Annotated in this window: 17 protein-coding genes; 2 read left to right on the top strand and 15 right to left on the bottom strand. The window is 41.4% G+C overall.

The window, feature by feature from the left end; genetic code table 11:
- Positions 1–10: 10 nt before the first annotated feature.
- The 7 genes from rseP to KX728_RS08260 all read right to left on the bottom strand — a co-directional run bounded on the left by rseP (position 11) and on the right by KX728_RS08260 (position 7,956).
- Positions 11–1,267 carry an RIP metalloprotease RseP gene (gene rseP, locus KX728_RS08230; RefSeq protein WP_215804310.1) on the bottom strand — a complete coding sequence of 419 codons (1,257 nt, stop codon included), beginning with the start codon at positions 1,265–1,267 and terminating at the stop codon, positions 11–13.
- Between the two features lie 15 nt (positions 1,268–1,282).
- A complete protein-coding gene (locus KX728_RS08235) occupies positions 1,283–2,086 on the bottom strand; it encodes a phosphatidate cytidylyltransferase (protein WP_000159119.1) in 804 nt (267 codons plus the stop codon).
- 8 nt (positions 2,087–2,094) lie between these two features.
- The gene (gene uppS / locus KX728_RS08240; protein WP_000466705.1) at positions 2,095–2,853 is read right to left on the bottom strand and encodes an undecaprenyl pyrophosphate synthase; all 759 of its coding nucleotides are present in this window, start codon (positions 2,851–2,853) and stop codon (positions 2,095–2,097) included.
- Positions 2,854–3,059: 206 nt separating this feature from the next.
- The gene (locus KX728_RS08245) at positions 3,060–3,644 is read right to left on the bottom strand and encodes a nucleotidyltransferase family protein (RefSeq protein WP_215804309.1); all 585 of its coding nucleotides are present in this window, start codon (positions 3,642–3,644) and stop codon (positions 3,060–3,062) included.
- Positions 3,625–4,623 (bottom strand): Holliday junction branch migration DNA helicase RuvB, encoded by a 999-nt coding sequence (ruvB, locus tag KX728_RS08250; protein ID WP_287639050.1) that lies wholly within the window; start codon positions 4,621–4,623, stop codon positions 3,625–3,627. The genes KX728_RS08245 and ruvB overlap by 20 nt, the downstream gene beginning before the upstream one ends.
- Before the next feature lie 287 nt (positions 4,624–4,910).
- On the bottom strand, positions 4,911–7,322 hold the full coding sequence (locus tag KX728_RS08255) for a flavocytochrome c (RefSeq protein ID WP_215804308.1): 2,412 nt from the start codon (positions 7,320–7,322) through the stop codon (positions 4,911–4,913).
- Positions 7,323–7,347: 25 nt separating this feature from the next.
- Entirely contained in the window at positions 7,348–7,956 is a 609-nt protein-coding gene (locus tag KX728_RS08260; protein WP_132972735.1) for an NADPH-dependent FMN reductase, read from the bottom strand.
- 218 nt (positions 7,957–8,174) lie between these two features.
- Between KX728_RS08260 and KX728_RS08265 the strand changes: the two genes are divergently transcribed.
- On the top strand, positions 8,175–9,374 hold the full coding sequence (locus KX728_RS08265; RefSeq protein WP_049519212.1) for an L-lactate MFS transporter: 1,200 nt from the start codon (positions 8,175–8,177) through the stop codon (positions 9,372–9,374).
- 75 nt (positions 9,375–9,449) lie between these two features.
- The gene (locus tag KX728_RS08270; protein WP_125412419.1) at positions 9,450–10,328 is read left to right on the top strand and encodes an AraC family transcriptional regulator; all 879 of its coding nucleotides are present in this window, start codon (positions 9,450–9,452) and stop codon (positions 10,326–10,328) included.
- A 493-nt stretch (positions 10,329–10,821) separates the two neighbouring features.
- Here the strand turns inward: KX728_RS08270 and KX728_RS08275 are convergent, their stop codons facing one another.
- The 8 genes from KX728_RS08275 to leuS all read right to left on the bottom strand — a co-directional run bounded on the left by KX728_RS08275 (position 10,822) and on the right by leuS (position 18,239).
- Positions 10,822–11,238: a GNAT family N-acetyltransferase gene (locus KX728_RS08275; RefSeq protein WP_215804307.1), complete on the bottom strand. Its 417-nt coding sequence runs from the start codon at positions 11,236–11,238 to the stop codon at positions 10,822–10,824.
- Positions 11,239–11,249: 11 nt separating this feature from the next.
- On the bottom strand, positions 11,250–11,945 hold the full coding sequence (locus KX728_RS08280; RefSeq protein WP_215804306.1) for a GNAT family N-acetyltransferase: 696 nt from the start codon (positions 11,943–11,945) through the stop codon (positions 11,250–11,252).
- Between the two features lie 94 nt (positions 11,946–12,039).
- On the bottom strand, positions 12,040–12,459 hold the full coding sequence (locus KX728_RS08285; protein ID WP_000825486.1) for a DUF3021 domain-containing protein: 420 nt from the start codon (positions 12,457–12,459) through the stop codon (positions 12,040–12,042).
- A gap of 9 nt (positions 12,460–12,468) precedes the next feature.
- Positions 12,469–12,924: a LytTR family DNA-binding domain-containing protein gene (locus KX728_RS08290; protein ID WP_000701939.1), complete on the bottom strand. Its 456-nt coding sequence runs from the start codon at positions 12,922–12,924 to the stop codon at positions 12,469–12,471.
- An 18-nt stretch (positions 12,925–12,942) separates the two neighbouring features.
- Positions 12,943–13,785: an ABC transporter permease gene (locus KX728_RS08295; protein WP_215804305.1), complete on the bottom strand. Its 843-nt coding sequence runs from the start codon at positions 13,783–13,785 to the stop codon at positions 12,943–12,945.
- Positions 13,785–14,651, bottom strand: coding sequence for an ABC transporter ATP-binding protein (locus tag KX728_RS08300; RefSeq protein WP_215804304.1), 867 nt, complete (start codon positions 14,649–14,651; stop codon positions 13,785–13,787). The genes KX728_RS08295 and KX728_RS08300 overlap by 1 nt, the downstream gene beginning before the upstream one ends.
- A 499-nt stretch (positions 14,652–15,150) precedes the next feature.
- Positions 15,151–15,564, bottom strand: a complete 414-nt coding sequence (locus KX728_RS08305) for a YjdF family protein (protein ID WP_215804303.1) — start codon at positions 15,562–15,564, stop codon at positions 15,151–15,153.
- Positions 15,565–15,737: 173 nt separating this feature from the next.
- The gene (gene leuS / locus KX728_RS08310; protein ID WP_215804302.1) at positions 15,738–18,239 is read right to left on the bottom strand and encodes a leucine--tRNA ligase; all 2,502 of its coding nucleotides are present in this window, start codon (positions 18,237–18,239) and stop codon (positions 15,738–15,740) included.
- Positions 18,240–18,377 lie beyond the last annotated feature (138 nt).

Raw genomic sequence — 18,377 nt, forward strand, 5'->3', positions numbered from 1 at the left:
CCTCGATTATCTAAAAGAAGAGTCGCATAATGTCATTCCAGGTCACAGCTAGCATCAAGACAACCATGATAACTACACCAGCCATGGTGACATAGGTTTCAATTTCTTGTTTAAGGGGTTTCCGGCGGATAGCCTCTAGGATATTGAGCACAATCTTTCCACCATCCAAAGCCGGAATCGGAATCAAGTTAAAAATCCCGATATTGATGGAAATCATGGCTAGGAAATAGAGGACATTCTCAATTCCATTTTTAGCAGCATCGCTACTTGCCTTAAAAATGGCAACGGGACCGCCGAGTTTGTTCAAATCTGGATGGAAAATCAAGTTTTTCAGAGCCGAAAGGATACGAAGCCCTGAATCAGCAGCGGTTGTAAATCCACCAACAAACATGGATAGAAAGTCTGACTTGACTCCCGGTTGAACCCCGATAATATAACGTCCTTGATTTTCTTCTGGCGTTACCGTGACTTGTTTTTCGCTACCATTTTCAGAAATGGTCACATCTAAGGTCGGGGCTGTCTTGTCCTTGGTATCTGCTTCCACAGCCTGAGTCAAGTCTTGCCAATTCTTAACCTCATGCGAGCCGACCTTGGTAATTTGAGCGGTCTCAGCTACGCCTACCTTAGCCAAAGCTCCCTCTGGCATGACATGAAAGAGATTGGTCTGAGTGTCTCTAACACCGCCCTGCAAAAAGATCAAGATCCAAAAAACAACAACACCTAAGATAAAGTTATTCATAGGACCTGCAAAGTTGGTGATGAGCTTGCCCCAGATAGAAGCATTTTGATACTGTACATCCAGAGGAGCAATGCGCACTTCGGTTCCGTCTTCTTCAACCACCGTTGCATCATGATCCACTGTAAAAGTCTTTTCTTCTTCCAGGACCAAACCCTTGATAAAGAGCTTGTCTTCAAAGTCAAACTGGGTTACCCGCATAGGAAGAGCCGTTTGATCCAGTTTCTTCCCTGAGAGGTTGATCCGTTTGACCTTACCATCATCAGCAAGTGTTAAACTGACTGGAGTTCCTGTCTTGATTTCTGTCGCATCATCACCCCAGCCTGCCATACGAACATAGCCTCCTAGAGGAAGGATTCGAATGGTATAAGCAGTACCATCCTTGCCGATATGGGAAAAAATCTTGGGCCCCATACCAATGGCAAATTCACGAACTAGAATGCCTGATTTCTTGGCAAAATAAAAATGTCCAAACTCATGCACCACCACAATAATCCCAAAAACGAGGATAAAGGTTAGCAATCCAATCATTCAATATTCCTTTCTTTAAAACAGGCCAAATAAGTGCATCATTGGAAACACAATCAGCATGCTGTCAAAGCGATCCAACACACCGCCATGTCCAGGGATAAATTTCCCAGAATCCTTGACACCGAAATGGCGTTTCATGGCACTCTCAATCAAGTCACCAAACTGACCTGCCACACTGAAGAAGGCAGCAAAGAGACTCATTCTATAAATTCCATAAGGAAGAGCAACTGTACTGTCCACTAGCATGAAGATTACCGTTATCAGTACCGCACCTAAAATACCCCCGACAAAGCCCTCAATACTCTTATTAGGAGAAACTCTTGGCGCCAATTTATGTTTACCAAAATTCATCCCTGTCAGGTAGGCTGCGCTATCTGTCGCCCAAACGATAAAAAGGGCCAACAGTACCTTGTCAAAACCTGCCACCCGAGCATCTAGTAAGGCATTGAAGCCAAAACCAACATAAAAACTCACAGCAATTGGAAAAGCGGCATCTTCAATCGTATAGTTTTTACTGAAAACGGTCGTCCCTAGCATTATGGTAATCAGAACACTATAGGCAACCACATTTCCATCAACAGGCAAAAAAGTTAGGTAATTTTCTAAAGGAACTGTGAGAGCGAAGGTCGCAAAAAGAGTCAAAGCACCCTCAATGGTCATAGTCTTTAGTCCCTTCATGTGCAAGAGTTCATGGACGCCTAGCATCGCTAACAAGCCAATCCCTATCTGCAACAAGAGCCCTCCTGCAAACAAGACTGGAAGGAAAATCGCCAGGGCCAATACCGCAAACAATGTTCTCTTTTGTAAATCCTTGGTCATATCTTCTCCTAAACTCCTCCAAAACGGCGATTGCGATGGTTAAAAGCAGCAATAGCTTCCTGCAAGGCAGCTTCATCAAAATCAGGCCACAAGGTATCCGTAAAATAAAGCTCGCTATATGCTGCTTGCCATGGCAAGAAATTACTCAAACGCAACTCACCACTCGTACGGATAATCAAATCAGGATCCCGCAAATCCTTTGGCAGGTGTTGCGTAAAAAGATAGTCCCCAATCATATCTTCTGTGATGTCACCAGGGTTGATTTTAGCATCTAGAACATCTTGAGCCAAGCCCTTAAGAGCCTGCGTAATTTCAGCACGGCCACCATAGTTAAGCGCAAAATTGAGAATCAAGCCCGTATTGTTCTTGGTCAACTCCTCTGCTTTTTTCAAAGCTTCAAAAGTCGGCTTAGGCAAACGGTCTGTCTCTCCAATCATCTGAATCTTAACGTTATTTGCGTGCAATTCAGGGACATAGTTATCATAAAATTCGACTGGCAAGTTCATGATAAACTTGACCTCTTGATCTGGGCGTGTCCAGTTTTCCGTTGAAAAGGCATAAACCGTGATGACCTTGACTCCCATCTTGTTAGCTGCCTTGGTCACCTTTTGAAGGGCTTCCATCCCCGCCTTGTGTCCGAAGACCCGCGGTTGCATCCGTTTTTTAGCCCAACGACCATTCCCATCCATGATGATGCCAATATGAGCAGGAACCTGTGTTGGAACCTCAACTTCTACAGCTTTATCTTTCTTAAAAAATCCAAACATGTTCTTATTCCTATTCAAAAATCTATCGTTTCATTATACCATATTTCCCTATTTTCTTCTATTGGTAAGTTATTAGCTCTCCGTACAGACAAAAAATAAGCCGCCTGATTGGGCGACTTAATTTTATAGGGAGATTATTATGAAAAAGTTTTAGGAGTTTAAGTTAAGTTCCTCTTAACTTATGAACCTAGTATACCGTCCCTAACTTAAATTTTTCTTAAGTTTTTTGAGAAAGTTAGATTTTTCCATTTTTCTTGCCAATTTTTCTTGGACAAGCGTTCTTGATAGAGCTTCATTCGGTCCTCATTCTCTAAGAAGTGAGGAGTTGGGGATACGTGAAAGTTAAAAATATCCTCTAAACCATAAGGCGCAAAGAGCTCTAAAGTTGCGTCGGAATGCAAGCGGAGTCCTATCGCCGTACAGCGTTCGGGATACTTACTCATGGCATCACGAGAACTCGTGTAAGGCGCAGTGTGGGGACTGTGCAGATGCATATAGACCTGATTTTTCAACTCCCACTGATACTGAGGAAAATCTTCTCTCAGCTTTTTCTCTAGGGATACTGTTTCCTCATAAGAAACATCTGGATCAAAAAAAATCACATCCACATCCGTCTCACTATCAAAAGGCGATTTGTCTGACAAGAGATTCCAGATGAAATTTCGTACCGAACCAGCTGCTAACCAGGAATCTTTCAACTCCAAGTCGCGGATGACACTCAGAATAGCCATCATGTCAGGATTTTCTCTAACACTATCTAAGATTTCTTGTTTATTTTTCATTATACTCATACCCCAAATGCTCGTAAGCCTTAGCGGTCGCAACTCGTCCTGAACGAGTTCGCATGATAAAACCTTTTTGAATCAAGTAAGGTTCGTACATATCTTCGACTGTCTCACGCTCCTCGGCAATATTAACAGAAAGAGTTCCTAAACCGACAGGACCACCACCGTACATCTCAATCATGGTGCGAAGGATTTTTTGGTCTACATAGTCCAAACCTTCACGGTCTACATCCAGCATGGTCAAAGCCTTATCCGTAATCACATCATCAATCAAGCCATCCCCCATAATCTGGGCATAGTCGCGCACGCGCTTGAGGAGACGATTGGCGATACGAGGAGTTCCTCGACTGCGTAAGGCCAACTCCGAAGCTGCCTCATGGGTGATTTCCATCTCAAAAATATCTGCTGTCCGCTCAACAATCTCTGTCAAGTCAGCGTGGGCATAGTATTCCATATGACCCGTAATCCCAAAACGTGCCCGCAGAGGATTTGAGAGCATCCCCGCACGGGTCGTCGCACCAATCAAGGTGAATGGTGGCAAGTCCAAATGAACACTGCGACTGCCTTCACCCGCCCCAATCATGATATCAATGTAGAAGTCTTCCATGGCACTATAAAGCACCTCTTCCACCGACATGGGCAAGCGATGAATCTCGTCAATAAAGAGAACGTCTCCAGGCTCCAAATCATTCAAAATCGCTACCAGATCACCCGCTTTTTCGATAACAGGACCAGAAGTTTGCTTGAGATTGACTCCCAGTTCATTGGCAATAACAAAGGCCATGGTCGTTTTCCCCAAACCTGGAGGCCCAAATAAGAGCACATGGTCCAGCGCTTCATCCCGCATTTTGGCAGCTTCGATAAAGATTTGCAGCTGGTCCTTGACCTTATCCTGCCCAATATATTCACGTAAATACTGAGGACGGAGGGTACGTTCTACCAACTCCTCATCCCCCATGATCTCATTATCTAAAATTCTACTCATGGCTCTATTATATCAAAAATCCAAGCCACAAACAAAAAAGCCACCTGATTGGGTGGCCTCTTTAGGGAGATTATTATGAAAAAGAAAAGTTTAGGATTTCATTAAATAAAGGGTACTCAATGAAAATCGAAATCAGACTAGGCAGATAGACGCAAGCATAACTATAGTTAGCTAAGTCGACTCTAACGAAGATTGATGAGATTTTCGAAGAGTATTAGGAGGTCTTTATTTAATGATTATATAATACACAAGGAGACTTAAAATTCCCTTAATTTTTAAATCAATCACTAACAATTTTCTTTAACAGCTGTTTGACCTGCAATACGTCCAAAAGTAAAGATATCCGTAAGCGAATTTCCTCCTAGACGGTTACCTGCATGGAGTCCACCTGCGACTTCTCCGGCAGCATACAAACCAGGGATAATCTGACCGTTTTCATTCAAAACGTGTGTTGAAGTATCAATCTTGAGTCCACCCATTGTATGGTGAACGGCCGGTTTTCTCGGTGTTGCGTAAAATGGCGCAACCTCACACTTGAGATCAAAACTACCTTTATTAAATTCAGGATCAAAACCTGCATCTACATAGGAATTGTAATTCTTAATCGTTTCCACTAGAACTTGTGGATCTACACCAATCTGAACCGCTAACTCTTCTATCGTATCTGCACGGTAGAGAGTGCCTGCTTTGACTTGGGCATCGATTTTTTCTTGGCTAGTGTTGTAGGCAGTTTCCTTGATACGTTCATCTGCGATTAGATAGAACAAGCCTCCATTATCAATCGCCGCTTGAGATAGCTTGTCTCGGCTACCGTACTCATCTACAAAGCGCTTCCCTTCAGTATTTACCATGATGAAGTTTGCTGGAGGAACTTGAAGTCCTGAGAAAAGAGCTCCTGTCACTGGATCAGATACTGGCATCATTTGACTAAAGCCCATACCCACCAAATCTGTACCTACACTTTGCCCTAAAAGAATACCATCTCCTGTTACAGCTGGTGTATTAGATGTAGCGATATCATCTGCAATTTCAGTCCAGTAGGTATTGTATTTTTGTAGCATCTTTGTATTGGCACCAAATCCTCCAGAAGCTAGAACAACGGCATCTGAATTGACAATGATGGTTTGACCGTTTCGACCTTCTGCTCTGACACCCTTGACAGCCCCGTCTTTTACAAGCAATTCTTTAACTGGAGAGTCAGTCAAGATTTTGCCACCATGCTCTAGAACATTTTTTTGTAGGACAGATATAAAGGCATACCCCATTGGTTGAACCGGCTTATGGCCACGACGCCAAAGGGCTCCAACTGGCATTGTCACTTCACTACGAACAAATTCAACGCCGATGTCTTCCAACCAACGAACAGACTCTAGGGCTCGTTCGGTTAATACAGAAACCAAATCGTATTGCCCATGAATTTCATTTCCTTGTAAATCTTTTCGTTTCCCACCGATATAGGTTTGGATACGGTAAAGTAAGGTAGAGTCAAACAAATAGCTCGGGTCCTGCAAATACTGCTCAACCTCAACTTTCAAGGCTCTAAAGTCCTCTAGATATTCTGGATCAATCGTTGATTCATCTGTCGCAATCAATTCTTGAAGCGTATGAGCCTCACCTGGATGAGCTGCGAAGGTTCCTTGCCATGCTGGATCTGGTGCATTCATTGGACCACCTGCACGAACAGTATTTCCTCCAATTGCAGGAAATTTCTCAACAACAATTGGCTTCTTACCAGCTTGTAAGACTGCAGCCGCTGCAGCTAATCCAGCTCCTCCGCCTCCGACGATGACAACGTCTGCCTGATAGGTTTTATCTTCTTTATCTAGGGCAGATGGCGCTTTTGAACGCTTCCGTAAAACATCTGGATTTGCACCGGCTTGTTTGACTGCACGCGCAACTCCATCTAAAACACCATTTGAAGTCACAGAAGCTCCTGACACCGCATCAACATTTAAGGTTTGTCCCTCAATGATTTCTGCTGGAATACGGGTAAAGACGACATCTGCGATTCCTGAAGATTCTCCAGAAGAATCGATTTCAATTTTTTCAATACGGTCCTCAGAAACCGTTACATCCATCGGTAATTTACCATTATGACCTTCAGTTGTAACATGGTAAGTCCCCGGTTCAAAGCGGACTTCTTCAGGAAGATTTAGTTGGTTTGCGACGGATACAAAGCGAAGGAAGCGATAAAAACAACTATCTAGGAAATCAACGGTTCGCTCATCAATCAAATCTCCATTGTCATCAAACGCTCGATGCGCTCGACCAAGTAAAAACTCACTACCTGGCATAACTGTTGCATTTACCCCAGGAGCATCCAAAATCTGACGAAGATGAAGTTGGGCACGTGAGGAACCTTGAATATCGTAAGAAGCTCCGACAATCATTGTCGGCTTTCCGTCTAGTGGATGAATGTTAAAAGACAACCACTCGAGCAAGCTATTCAAACTTGATGGAATCGTATGATTGTGCTCGGGTGTCGAGATAATGACACCATCAGCTTCTGAAATAGCTTGATTAAACTTCTGAATAATAGGTGTATCTGTTTGATCATCTGTTTCATTGAACATTGGTACATCTGTTATTTCTAAAATCTCAATATCCGTTTTCTGAGCAAAATGTCTTTTCATAAATTGCAACAGGTTGCGATTATAGGATTTTTTTGCATTAGTCCCAACAATAGCTACTAATTTCATGGATTGTTCTCCTTTCTTGAAATACCTATGCTTTCAACCATTCTTCCCAAATGAAAGATTTCTTACGATTTGTATCTTCTGGTTTGACTAAAGCCTTTGTTAGTTCAACAAAATTTTGAAACTCTGAAAAATGTTCTTCTAGTTCTGCAACCTTTTCAGGATTGTTCAAATGACACTCATCATCTAGGACTTGCTCAGAATGACCTAGAAAGAACTCTGTACCAGGCATAACTCTCGCTTTAAGCTCCGGCGCATCTAAAATCTGACGTAAATGTGCCTGCGCTCTAGATGTTCCTAGCAAGCCAAGAGAAGCACCAACAATCATAGTTGGTTTATTGATTAAGGCACGACTGGTATAAGCAATCCACTCCAAAGCAGAGGCCAAAGGTGCTGGTATCGTGTGGTCGTACTCAGGTGTTGAAATAATCACACCATCTGCGGCAAGAATTTTTTCTGAAAAAGCTTGAACTTCAGCTGGTGCTTGCTTGTCCTCAGGTTCGTTAAATGCTGGCAATTGTTTGATTTCCAATACCTCAATGTCGGCTTTATCCGAAAAGTGCTTTTGCATAAATTTCAAGAGTTTCAGATTGGTTGAGCGATCTGAATTGGTTCCAACGATAGCAACTAGTTTCATCTTGGTACCCCTTTCATTTATTTAATCTACTTTCATTATACTACTTTAGAAAATCTTGTAAATCCTTGATAATAAAGACCGTGTTATTCTATCAGATTATCGTACTTTAGTACAAGTTCGTGAAAAAATTAACAAAATATCTTCTTAAACTATTGACCAGCTTCCTTAACTATGATATAGTCTTGGTGAAAAAATATACATTTAAGGAGGATGTTTTTATGAAAGAGACATTCAATCGTTGGCGGATTTTAGTCGCGTCCACAGCCATTCTTCTTTGCACAGGTGCCGTCTATTCCTTTTCTGTTTTTGCCGGACCACTTAGCAGTTCAACAGGCTGGTCCATGTCTGATATTATGTTAGCATTTGCTATCAACTCTGCAATCGGCCCTATCCCCATGATTCTTGGAGGTTATTTAGTTGACAAAGGTTACGTAAAATGGACCATCGCCCTCGGTGCTCTTCTATTTGCTAGCGGATTTTACTTAACCGGCTATGCCAATTCACCAGCCATGCTTTATTTGACCTATGGATTAATGGCCGGGCTTGGTCAAGGTTTTGCCTATTCAGGTGCCCTCTCCAATTCACTTCGCCTCTTCCCTGATAAACGTGGCTTAGCCTCTGGAATTCTGACAGGTGGCATGGGATTTGCCGCAGTCATCGCTTCTCCAGTCGCGAGCAATCTCATTCAACAACAAGATGCCTTCTTTGCTTTTCGTACAATTGGGCTAGTCTATATTGTTGTTATCATCTGTGCAATTTTCTTTATCAAGGCAGCTCCAAGTGGCTACCAACCAGCAGGCTGGAAAGCTCCTATCCCAACCAAACAAGGACCTACTAATAAGAACTGGAAACAAATGCTACAAAGTCCTCTGTTTTACATTATCATTAGCATGTTCTTTGTTGGCGCCTTTTCTGGTTTGATGATTGCCTCTCAAGCATCACCAATCGGTCAATCAATGTTTGGACTCTCTGCAGGCACTGCAGCTCTCTATGTCTCTCTTTATTCAATCGCAAACTCTAGTGGTCGTTTTATCTGGGGATCACTTTCTGATAAAATCGGCCGTTCAAAGACCTTATTGATTATCTATTCTGTCATTGTCCTAGCTTTATTCTCCCTAACTATCGTTCCTGGTCAATTCGGGTTTACCTTAGGAATTATTGGGCTTGGTATCTGCTTTGGTGGTGTTATGGGGGTCTTCCCATCTATCGTCATGGAAAATTACGGTCCTGCAAATCAAGGGGTCAACTACGGTATCGTCTTCACTGGATATTCTTTAGCAGCATTTTTCGCTCCCAAGGTCGCTGTTCAAATGGCAATGGCTAATAATGGAAATTATAGTGTAGCTTTTTATGTGGCTATTGCTTTGGCCTTCATTGGACTTATGCTTACTATTTTTTATATGAAAAAGAAAGCTTAAAACTCGAAAACTTCCTAGATAAGGAAGTTTTTTTGGTATAATAAAAGTAGTAATAGAATATTGGGAGGATTTACCATGGCAGACCGTTCACGTTTCTTACGAGATAACCCATCTGACTTCCCATATGATTTTGAAAAACAAATCTTATCCAAAACATCTCCTGACACAATCTATCATTGTCATCCTGAGCTAGAGATTATTTATGTTACAAAGGGTTCTGCCATCGTTCATATCAACTCAGAACGCTTTGAAAGTCGTAAAGGAGATATTTTTCTTATCCAACCGACCTCTCTCCATGCTATCTATTCTCACAAAGATCAAGAACTATTTTCTACCAGCTTTCGAATTCATCTAGATTATCTTGGTAGAAGTCAAATTGACAGCTTTAGCCAACGCTATATCCAACCCCTCCACTCTGGTCACTTTTGCCTCACTCCTCAAATATCACCAGGCGATAAGGCCTATGATCAAATTCAATCCTGCCTTCTTTCCCTCTTTTCTATCCTTGAAGAAAAAGGCATATACTACGACCTACTCATAAAATCTAAACTATACGAATTGCTTCATCTTCTCTTTAAGTATAGATACGTCCATCGACACTATACAGATGATACCTACCAAAAATACCAAAAACTAAAAGAAGTGATTTGCTACCTTGAACAGCATTACTCAGAACCCATTCATATTGAGCAACTGGCTGCAACATTTGGATATAGTAAAAATCACTTTATGAGTATTTTCAAGCAACATACTGGAGCCAGTTGTATGGACTACCTGCTCCAGTTACGTCTTGAGAAATCCTGTGAGAAACTCGTCCAAACCAACCTCAGCATTCAAGAAATTGCAAGCCAGGTCGGTTTCACCAACCTTTCAAACTTCAACCGTCAATTTAAGCAGCACTATTACCTAACACCTAGACAGTATCGAAATCAACAACTAAAAAAGAAAACATAATTCTTTCTCCTTAGTCTTTTCTAAGGAGTTTTTTCAAACAAAAAAGCCACCTGATTGGGTGGCCTCTTTAGGGAGATTATTATGAAAAAGAAAAGTTTAGGATTTCATTAAATAAAGTTAGGAGGTCTTTATTTAATGGTTATATGATACAAGATGAATCTTAAAGCTAACTTAACTTTTTCTCTGATTTATCATTTTTTAAAAAATTTTTTTACAAATGGATTTTTCCTCTCCAAGTCATAAAAAGCCACCTGATTGGGTGACTTCTTTAGGAGATTATGATGAAAAAGAAAAGTTTGGGATTTCATTAAATAAAGGGTACTCAATGAAAATCGAAATCAGACTAGGCAGATAGACGCAAGCGTAACTATAGTTAGCTAAGTCGACTCTAACGAAGTATGGTGAGATTTTCGAAGAGTATTAGGAGGTCTTTATTTAATAACTATATGATACAAGAGGATACTTAAACTTTACTTAAGAAAAAATAATTTTTTTATCTTTTTCGATCCACCCAAATCATTCCTGTACAATCATAAGTAGATAAGGTTTCAAATCCCAGAGATCGATAGAATCCCAAGTTTTTTTCTGTCTGTTCGGTCACTAGTTGGACTTGATAGGCATCTTTGTAATCACCTAAAGCCTCTTTCATCAAGTCGCTACCAATCCCTTGGCGCTGATAGCTAGGCAAAACGATCAAATCCTGGACAAAAATCGATGAAAAACCATCTCCGACCAAACGGACCAAGCCTACCACGGCATCACCATCAAGTGCCAAATAAATCGCTAGTGAGTGAGACAGAGCTTTCTCCAACATCTGAGGTTGATGTGTATAATTTGTCCATCCAACTGCCTGATAGAGATGCAAAACATCCTCTAACTTAACAACTTCTTGCTTTCTAATAGTCATCATCTCAACACCTCTCAGAATTCTCTTAAGCTCTTGTACTGCCGTCCATTTTTATCAAAATTTTCAGGAGCTAACCATGTTTCTAAACGAGCTTTGACTTGAGGCCAGTCCTTATCAATCATAGAGAGCCAATCCGTATCCCTCGTGCGCCCCTTATAAACGACTGCCTGGCGGAAGGTCCCTTCATAGACAAAGCCCAAACGTTCCGCAGCTCGTCTTGATGGCAGATTTAGAGCATCGCATTTCCACTCATATCGACGATAGTTAAGCTCCTCAAAAACATAGCGAGCTAGGAGATATTGAGCCTCCGTCCCTATCCTCGTACCCTTAAGAGCAGGAGAAAAAGTGACAGCACCCACTTCTATTACTCGGTTATTCTGATCAATGCGCATGAGTGAAAAAGTTCCCAAAGCCTTACCAGTTTCCTTATCTATAATCGCATAGTAAAAACGGTCCTTACGAGCCAACATCTGATTTAAGACGGTAACCAGTTCCTCCATATCTGCCACTGGTTCCTGAAAAAGGTAGGTCCACATCTCACGAGGCGTATCAGGACCATAAACAGCTAGCAGATCCTCCGCATGCTTTTCCACTGAAAGAGCCTCTATCTGAGCGTAGCGCCCTTCTAAGAAATCAATGGAAGGCAATTCACCTGGTGTATAACCTTCCATTGACTCACCAATTATCTGACCATATTCATTTACTGGCATTGTTTTTCTCCTTGTTTTACGCTGAAAATACTATATCATAATTTGCTCTATATGGAAACTAGCACTCTCCCCAAACCTCATCCTCAACACTACATTAGTGATTCGTTTTCTTTCTTTTATCTTCTAAGGCTTGATTAATTCGTTGAGTGAGCTTGTGAGTTTGCCAGATCTGGTACAACCATATCAGTCCATAAATTAATAAGAAAAAGAACCAAAGCAAGGGACTCAACAATGCTGAACCCCAGCCAAAAAATAAATAGGTCAATACTAAAATAGTAGCTGTCGCTAACAAATGAACTCCCACACGCATACTATAAGCAAGAAACTCTAGCCTTTCAAGGATTAAGGTCAATACACCCATAATTCCACTCATCAAAAACAAAGCTAGAATATTTTTTGTCGTTGGTGCGGGATAGGTAATACCTGAATAAAACTGAGCCAATAACACCAAACTCAAATAAACAAAGGAGGCCGTACGCATTCCCGATACAAAATAAGCAATCAATCGCTTCATGATTTTCTCCTATAAACCTAGATAATCCATTAAGGACTTAACGTATTTCCGACTCACACTCGATTTGAGACCCCGAGTCATCTTAGCCATCATGTTCCCTGAAAAGCTATCCGATAATGACTCTAAATGGTCAATGTTTATAACTGAATGACGCGATATCTGTATAAAGTTACGTCGATTAATTCGATTCTGAAAGTTTGTCAATGTTTCCTTAGTTTTATAAATCCCATCTACCGTATAAATGGTCAACAAATTCTTATCGATATCTGCTAGAATAAGATCCTCAATTTTCACCATAACCAGATGATCATCCGTTCGAATAGGAATGACCACCTGATTAGTCGTTGAAAATTGTTCTAAATACTCCATGACTTCTCTTGCTTGGTCGGTTAACTGAGCTGCCTGAATTAAAATGTGTGGGTCTTTTTCTGAAAACTCTGTCTTCATTTCAAAACGAATCTTCATTTTCTCTCCAATACACCTTTATTTTCTCTTGCTAAACACTTTAACAAATAAAAGCCAAAGAAGAATAGCGACGAGACTGATAATAACCACTATAAAGTATGTTTCTTCCTTTGTCAATAGTTCTTGCCAGTTGATTTGGATTCCCATTTTTTCTTGAAATTCCTGTAACAGACTGTTATTTCCTGAAAATGCGGTTTCTAACCGATCTTTCATCAAAACTTGTCGATAGAGAGAAGCAATATAAGTTGCAGGGGTACATTTCATGAAAAGCTGTGCAGAATCAGGTAATACTCCAATGGGGATATAAGTTCCTACTAAAAATCCAGAAGCAGTTCCCACTATCGTTGCCAGTTTACCAAGGCTATCTACAGATTGAAAACGGTAAATCAAGAGAACATTTACCAAACTTGAAAGCAGACTGCTTAACAACATAATCAAAGCGATTTCCGGTAAATGACTGATAACTGGGCTCTCTTTAAAATAAAAACTCATAACAGCAAACATAAACACCTGCATGACAAAAGAAATAACAATACTACTGATTAGATAGGACGCCTGTAAGCCCCAGTTACCTAAATCTGTCAAGAAAAGATCTTGATCCACTTGATTTTCGCGGTCCTGAACCATTTGTTTAAGAGCCGTAAAACTGGTTGTCATCCCAGTCACAGCCAAGGTCCCACCCATCAGCCAGTTGTTTAAAAGGTTCGTACTATTAGGGAGTTGGGACCAAGAATCCGTCAAATTCTTCTGCAAAAAAATGATATAAAGGAGGAAGGAAATCAATGCCCCCAATAATGAGAAAAATACTCCCGAACGATTACGAAAATATAAGATAAAATTCCGTTTCAATAAAGCTAACATTAGCGAACCTCTCTTCCTGTAAGTGCAATAAAGGCATCATCCATAGTACCCGGACGAAACTCAAAAGCATCAATTTCTTCTCGAACTTTTGCCAAATATTCAATGGCTTCCTGTGACGTCCTTGGATAAAAAAGATATTTCAACTCATTTTCTTCCTCTACTGTCATTCCAGTCTGTAGCAGCTTTTTTAAATCCTTCATTTCCTTAAAACGAATTTTTAGAATATTAGATGCATACTGACTTTTAATAGCAGTCGCAGAACCTTGCGCAATCACTTTCCCATGATCAACGATATAGATCTGATCCGCTTCATCTGCTTCATCCAGATAATGAGTCGTTAAGATAATAGTCATCCCTTCATCCTTTTGTAGTCGATACAGTAGATCCCAGATGGATTTGCGAGTTTGAATATCAAGACCTGTCGTTGGTTCATCCAAGAAAAGAATATCTGGTCGCGAAAGAAGAGCACGCGCAATATCAACCCGACGTTTTTGCCCACCTGACAAAGTCCCATATAGTTGTTTCTGGAAAGCAGTCAAACCCAGTTGATGAATCAAATCATCCACACGACTTGCCGCAATCTCCTTATACTGTTGAGCACGAATCGTGAGATTTTCCCTAACCGTCAACATCTCATCCAGTACACTAGCTTGAAAAACAACTCCGATTTTCGTATTTGGCGCATATCGAATCTGACCCTTTGTCGGCTTTTTCAAACCGATTAACATGGAAATAGTGGTTGATTTCCCTGCACCATTGGGTCCCAAAATAGCATTGAAACTTCCTTTTTCAAACTCTAACTGAATATCATCGACAGCCATATGATTGCCGTACCGTTTAGTCAAATGTTTAGCTTGTAAAATCATATTTTTTCCTCCTCTTAACCACACTAGTTTAACAAAAAGTATGAAAGAAAAATCGACTTTTGAGATAAGCAGTTAAAATGAAAGGCCAAGTGGTAAAATAATGGGGGTTAAATTAAAGTAGAGCAGGCTGCAACCGTTTTTCTCCTATCGAATCACTAGAGGAAGTTTAAAATCACTTACAACCACACATTATATTTTTAAACATGCGCTACAAAAGAGGTATTCTATAGCATCCGGCAGAAAAATCCAGGAGTCAATAGTATTGTTCTCGCTAAACCAAGCAATAAAAAATGAATCAGAAATCATGGCACACACTCCCTTCTAGTAAAATGAAAATGCTGAATGGGGCAGGATTGAATTTGAAGCAAGCAAGTATGGTCCTGAATTTGAAACTGCCATTAACGATAAGTCTATCTATTAGGAAAGAAATCTTCAATACAAGCAAAAACAGCTCTTGTTATCCAAGAAGAGCTGTTCTATTTTATGAAAGAGAGAGTCACTAGTGACCCTTGTGCTTCTCTCTACGTTTTTGCTGTTTGCGTTCAAATCTCTCTTGCTTGAGCAATTGCTTTTGGAGACTAGACTGTTGTTTTGAATGCTTTTTTTGTTCCTCGTACTGCAACTGCAAGAGCTCTTGTGACTTAGAAGAAACTTTCTGCTTCACCTGTTTCTTTACAGCTCGCTGCAGACGCTTCGGATTCTTAATCTTCACATGCTGTTTGACTGTTGCCTCTGGACTAAAAGATAACCGAGCAAACTGAGTCTGTAAAAGTTTCAAAATTTCATCCTCTTTTGGTTCCTGACCAAATGTCACACGACAAACTTGATAAGTTCCCTCACACTCTTGTTCAAACAATCCATGCCAAAATCCATCTTCAAAATAAACTGTCAAGCCAATTGAAACGATTTCCACGACAGCACCTCCTTAAATCTATCCCTAAGAATGGACAACCAAGGAGGAAGGTTACTGATAGGCTTGCCTACGTCTGGACTACCAACCAGAACTGTGTTTTTATCTTAGTTGGGACTATTATAGCATAATCCAATTTAAAAATCCTCCAGATTCTACTCTGAAGGATTCCTATCTTATTTCACAACGATATTAACAAGCTTGTTAGGTACACTAATCACTTTCACGATTTCCTTGCCATCAATCACTACTTTGACTTTTTCATCAGCCAGAGCGATTTCTTGCAATTCTTCGCGTGATAGGTCTTTAGCAACCATGAGTTTAGCACGGACTTTACCTTTGATTTGGACGACGATTTCGATTTCATCTTCAACTAATTTGCTTTCGTCCCATGTTGGCCAAGCCACGTAAGAGATGGATTCACCTGTTGCTGCAACTGTTTGCCAGAGTTCTTCTGCCAAGTGAGGTGCAAATGGGGCAATCAATTGGATAAAGCCTTTGGCGTAGTCTACATAGAGTTTGTCTTCCTTGTTGGCAGCGTTGACAAAGACCATAAGTTGGGCAATTGCTGTGTTGAATTTCATGGATTCGATTTGCTCAGTTACAGCCTTAACAGTTTCGTTATAGATCTTGTCAAGAGCACCATTGTTGTCCGCAACGATTTCTTTACTTGTAATCAAACGGTAAACACGGTCGAGGAATTTACGGCTTCCTTCCAGACCTTCTTCTGACCAAGCGATAGAGGCATCGAGTGGTCCCATGAACATTTCATAGACACGAAGGGTGTCAGCGCCGTATTGTTCCACCACATCGTCTGGATTGACAACGTTCTTGAGAGATTTAGACATCTTAGCTGGTGCTTGCTCCAACTCTTCTCCTGTTTCCACATGGAAGAAAGAACCGTCACGTTTTTCAACCTTGTCAGTCGCTACAAGAGCTCCACGGTGGTCACGGTAGCTTGTTCCCAAAATCATCCCTTGGTTAAAGAGTTTTTGGAATGGTTCCTTAGTCGGAACAACACCGAGGTCATAGAGGAATTTGTGCCAGAAACGAGCATAGAGCAGGTGAAGAACGGCATGCTCTGCACCACCCACATAGATATCTACTGGCAACCATTGTTTGAGGAGGTCCTCATCAGCCAATTTTTCTGTGTTATGTGGGTCAATATAGCGGAGGTAGTACCAGCTTGAACCAGCCCATTGTGGCATGGTGTTGGTTTCACGACGACCTTTAACGCCATCTTCACGCGTCACTTCCAACCAGTCAGTCAAGTTAGCCAACGGGCTTTCACCAGTACCTGAAGGGCGAATATCCTTTGTTACTGGCAAGACAAGTGGTAATTCACTTTCTGGAACAGCTGTTGAAGTCCCATCTTCCCAATGAATGATTGGAATTGGCTCCCCCCAGTAACGTTGACGGCTAAAGAGCCAGTCGCGGAGACGGTAGGTAACCTTCTCTTGACCACAACCTTTTTCTTCCAACCAAGCCACAATTTTAATAATTGCGTCTTCTTTGTTAAGGCCATCTAGGAAGTCTGAATTGACATGAAGACCATCTTCTGTGTAAGCAGCTTCTGCTACATTTCCACCTTCAAGCACTTCGACGATTGGAAGACCAAATTGTTTGGCAAATTCCCAGTCACGTTGGTCATGGGCAGGCACGGCCATGACAGCACCTGTTCCATAACTAGCAAGAACATAGTCTGCAATCCAGATTGGGATTTCCTTGCCATTGACAGGATTGATGGCATAAGCACCCGTCCAAACACCAGTTTTTTCCTTGGCAAGGTCGGTACGAGCCAAGTCAGACTTGAGGCTGGCTTGATGTTTGTAGTCTGCTACGGCTTCAGCTTGCTCTGGACTTGTGATAGCGTCAACCAAGTCATGCTCAGGAGCCAAGACAGTGAAAGTCGCACCGAAAAGAGTGTCAGGACGAGTCGTAAAGACTGTGAATTCCTTGTCTGTTCCCTTAACTTTAAAGGTTACATTGGCACCAGTTGATTTACCAATCCAGTTGCGTTGCATATCCTTGATAGATTCTGGCCAATCCAACTCATCCAAGTCATTAAGCAATCGCTCTGCATAGGCCGTGATTTTAAGCATCCATTGACGCATCGGTTTGCGGACAACTGGATAGCCTCCACGCTCAGACGTTCCGTCAGGAAGGACTTCTTCGTTTGCGATAGCTGTTCCCAACTCTTCAACCCAGTTTACAGGCACTTCGGCTTCATAGGCCAGGCCTTTTTCGTAAAGCTTAGTGAAAATCCATTGCGTCCACTTATAGTAGTTTGGATCTGTTGTGTTAACCTCACGATCCCAGTCGTAAGAGAAGCCAAGCGCATTGATTTGACGTTTGAAGTTGGCAATGTTTTCCGCTGTGAATTCTGCTGGGTCATTCCCCGTATCCATAGCGTATTGCTCTGCAGGCAAACCAAAGGCATCCCAACCCATTGGGTGAAGGACATTATAGCCTTGCGCACGTTTGTAACGACTGAGGATATCGGTTGCAGTGTAGCCTTCTGGGTGCCCTACGTGCAGACCTGCTCCAGACGGGTAAGGGAACATGTCAAGCGCATAAAACTTCGGTTTTGAGGCATCTGTTCCTGTCTTAAATGTATGATGTTCTGCCCAGTAACCCTGCCACTTAGGTTCAATTTCTTTATGATTATAAAAACTCATGGTCTCTCTCCAATTTTGTGATGTTACTATTATACCATTTTTGGGGGAATTTGAAAGACGAGAAATGTTCTTTTAGACTTGGATAAAATGAAATACTGAGTCGCAAATCCAACTTATTTAACAGGAAAAAATTAGCTC

This window comes from Streptococcus oralis (assembly GCF_019334565.1).
Classification (GTDB): Bacteria; Bacillota; Bacilli; order Lactobacillales; family Streptococcaceae; genus Streptococcus; species Streptococcus oralis_CR.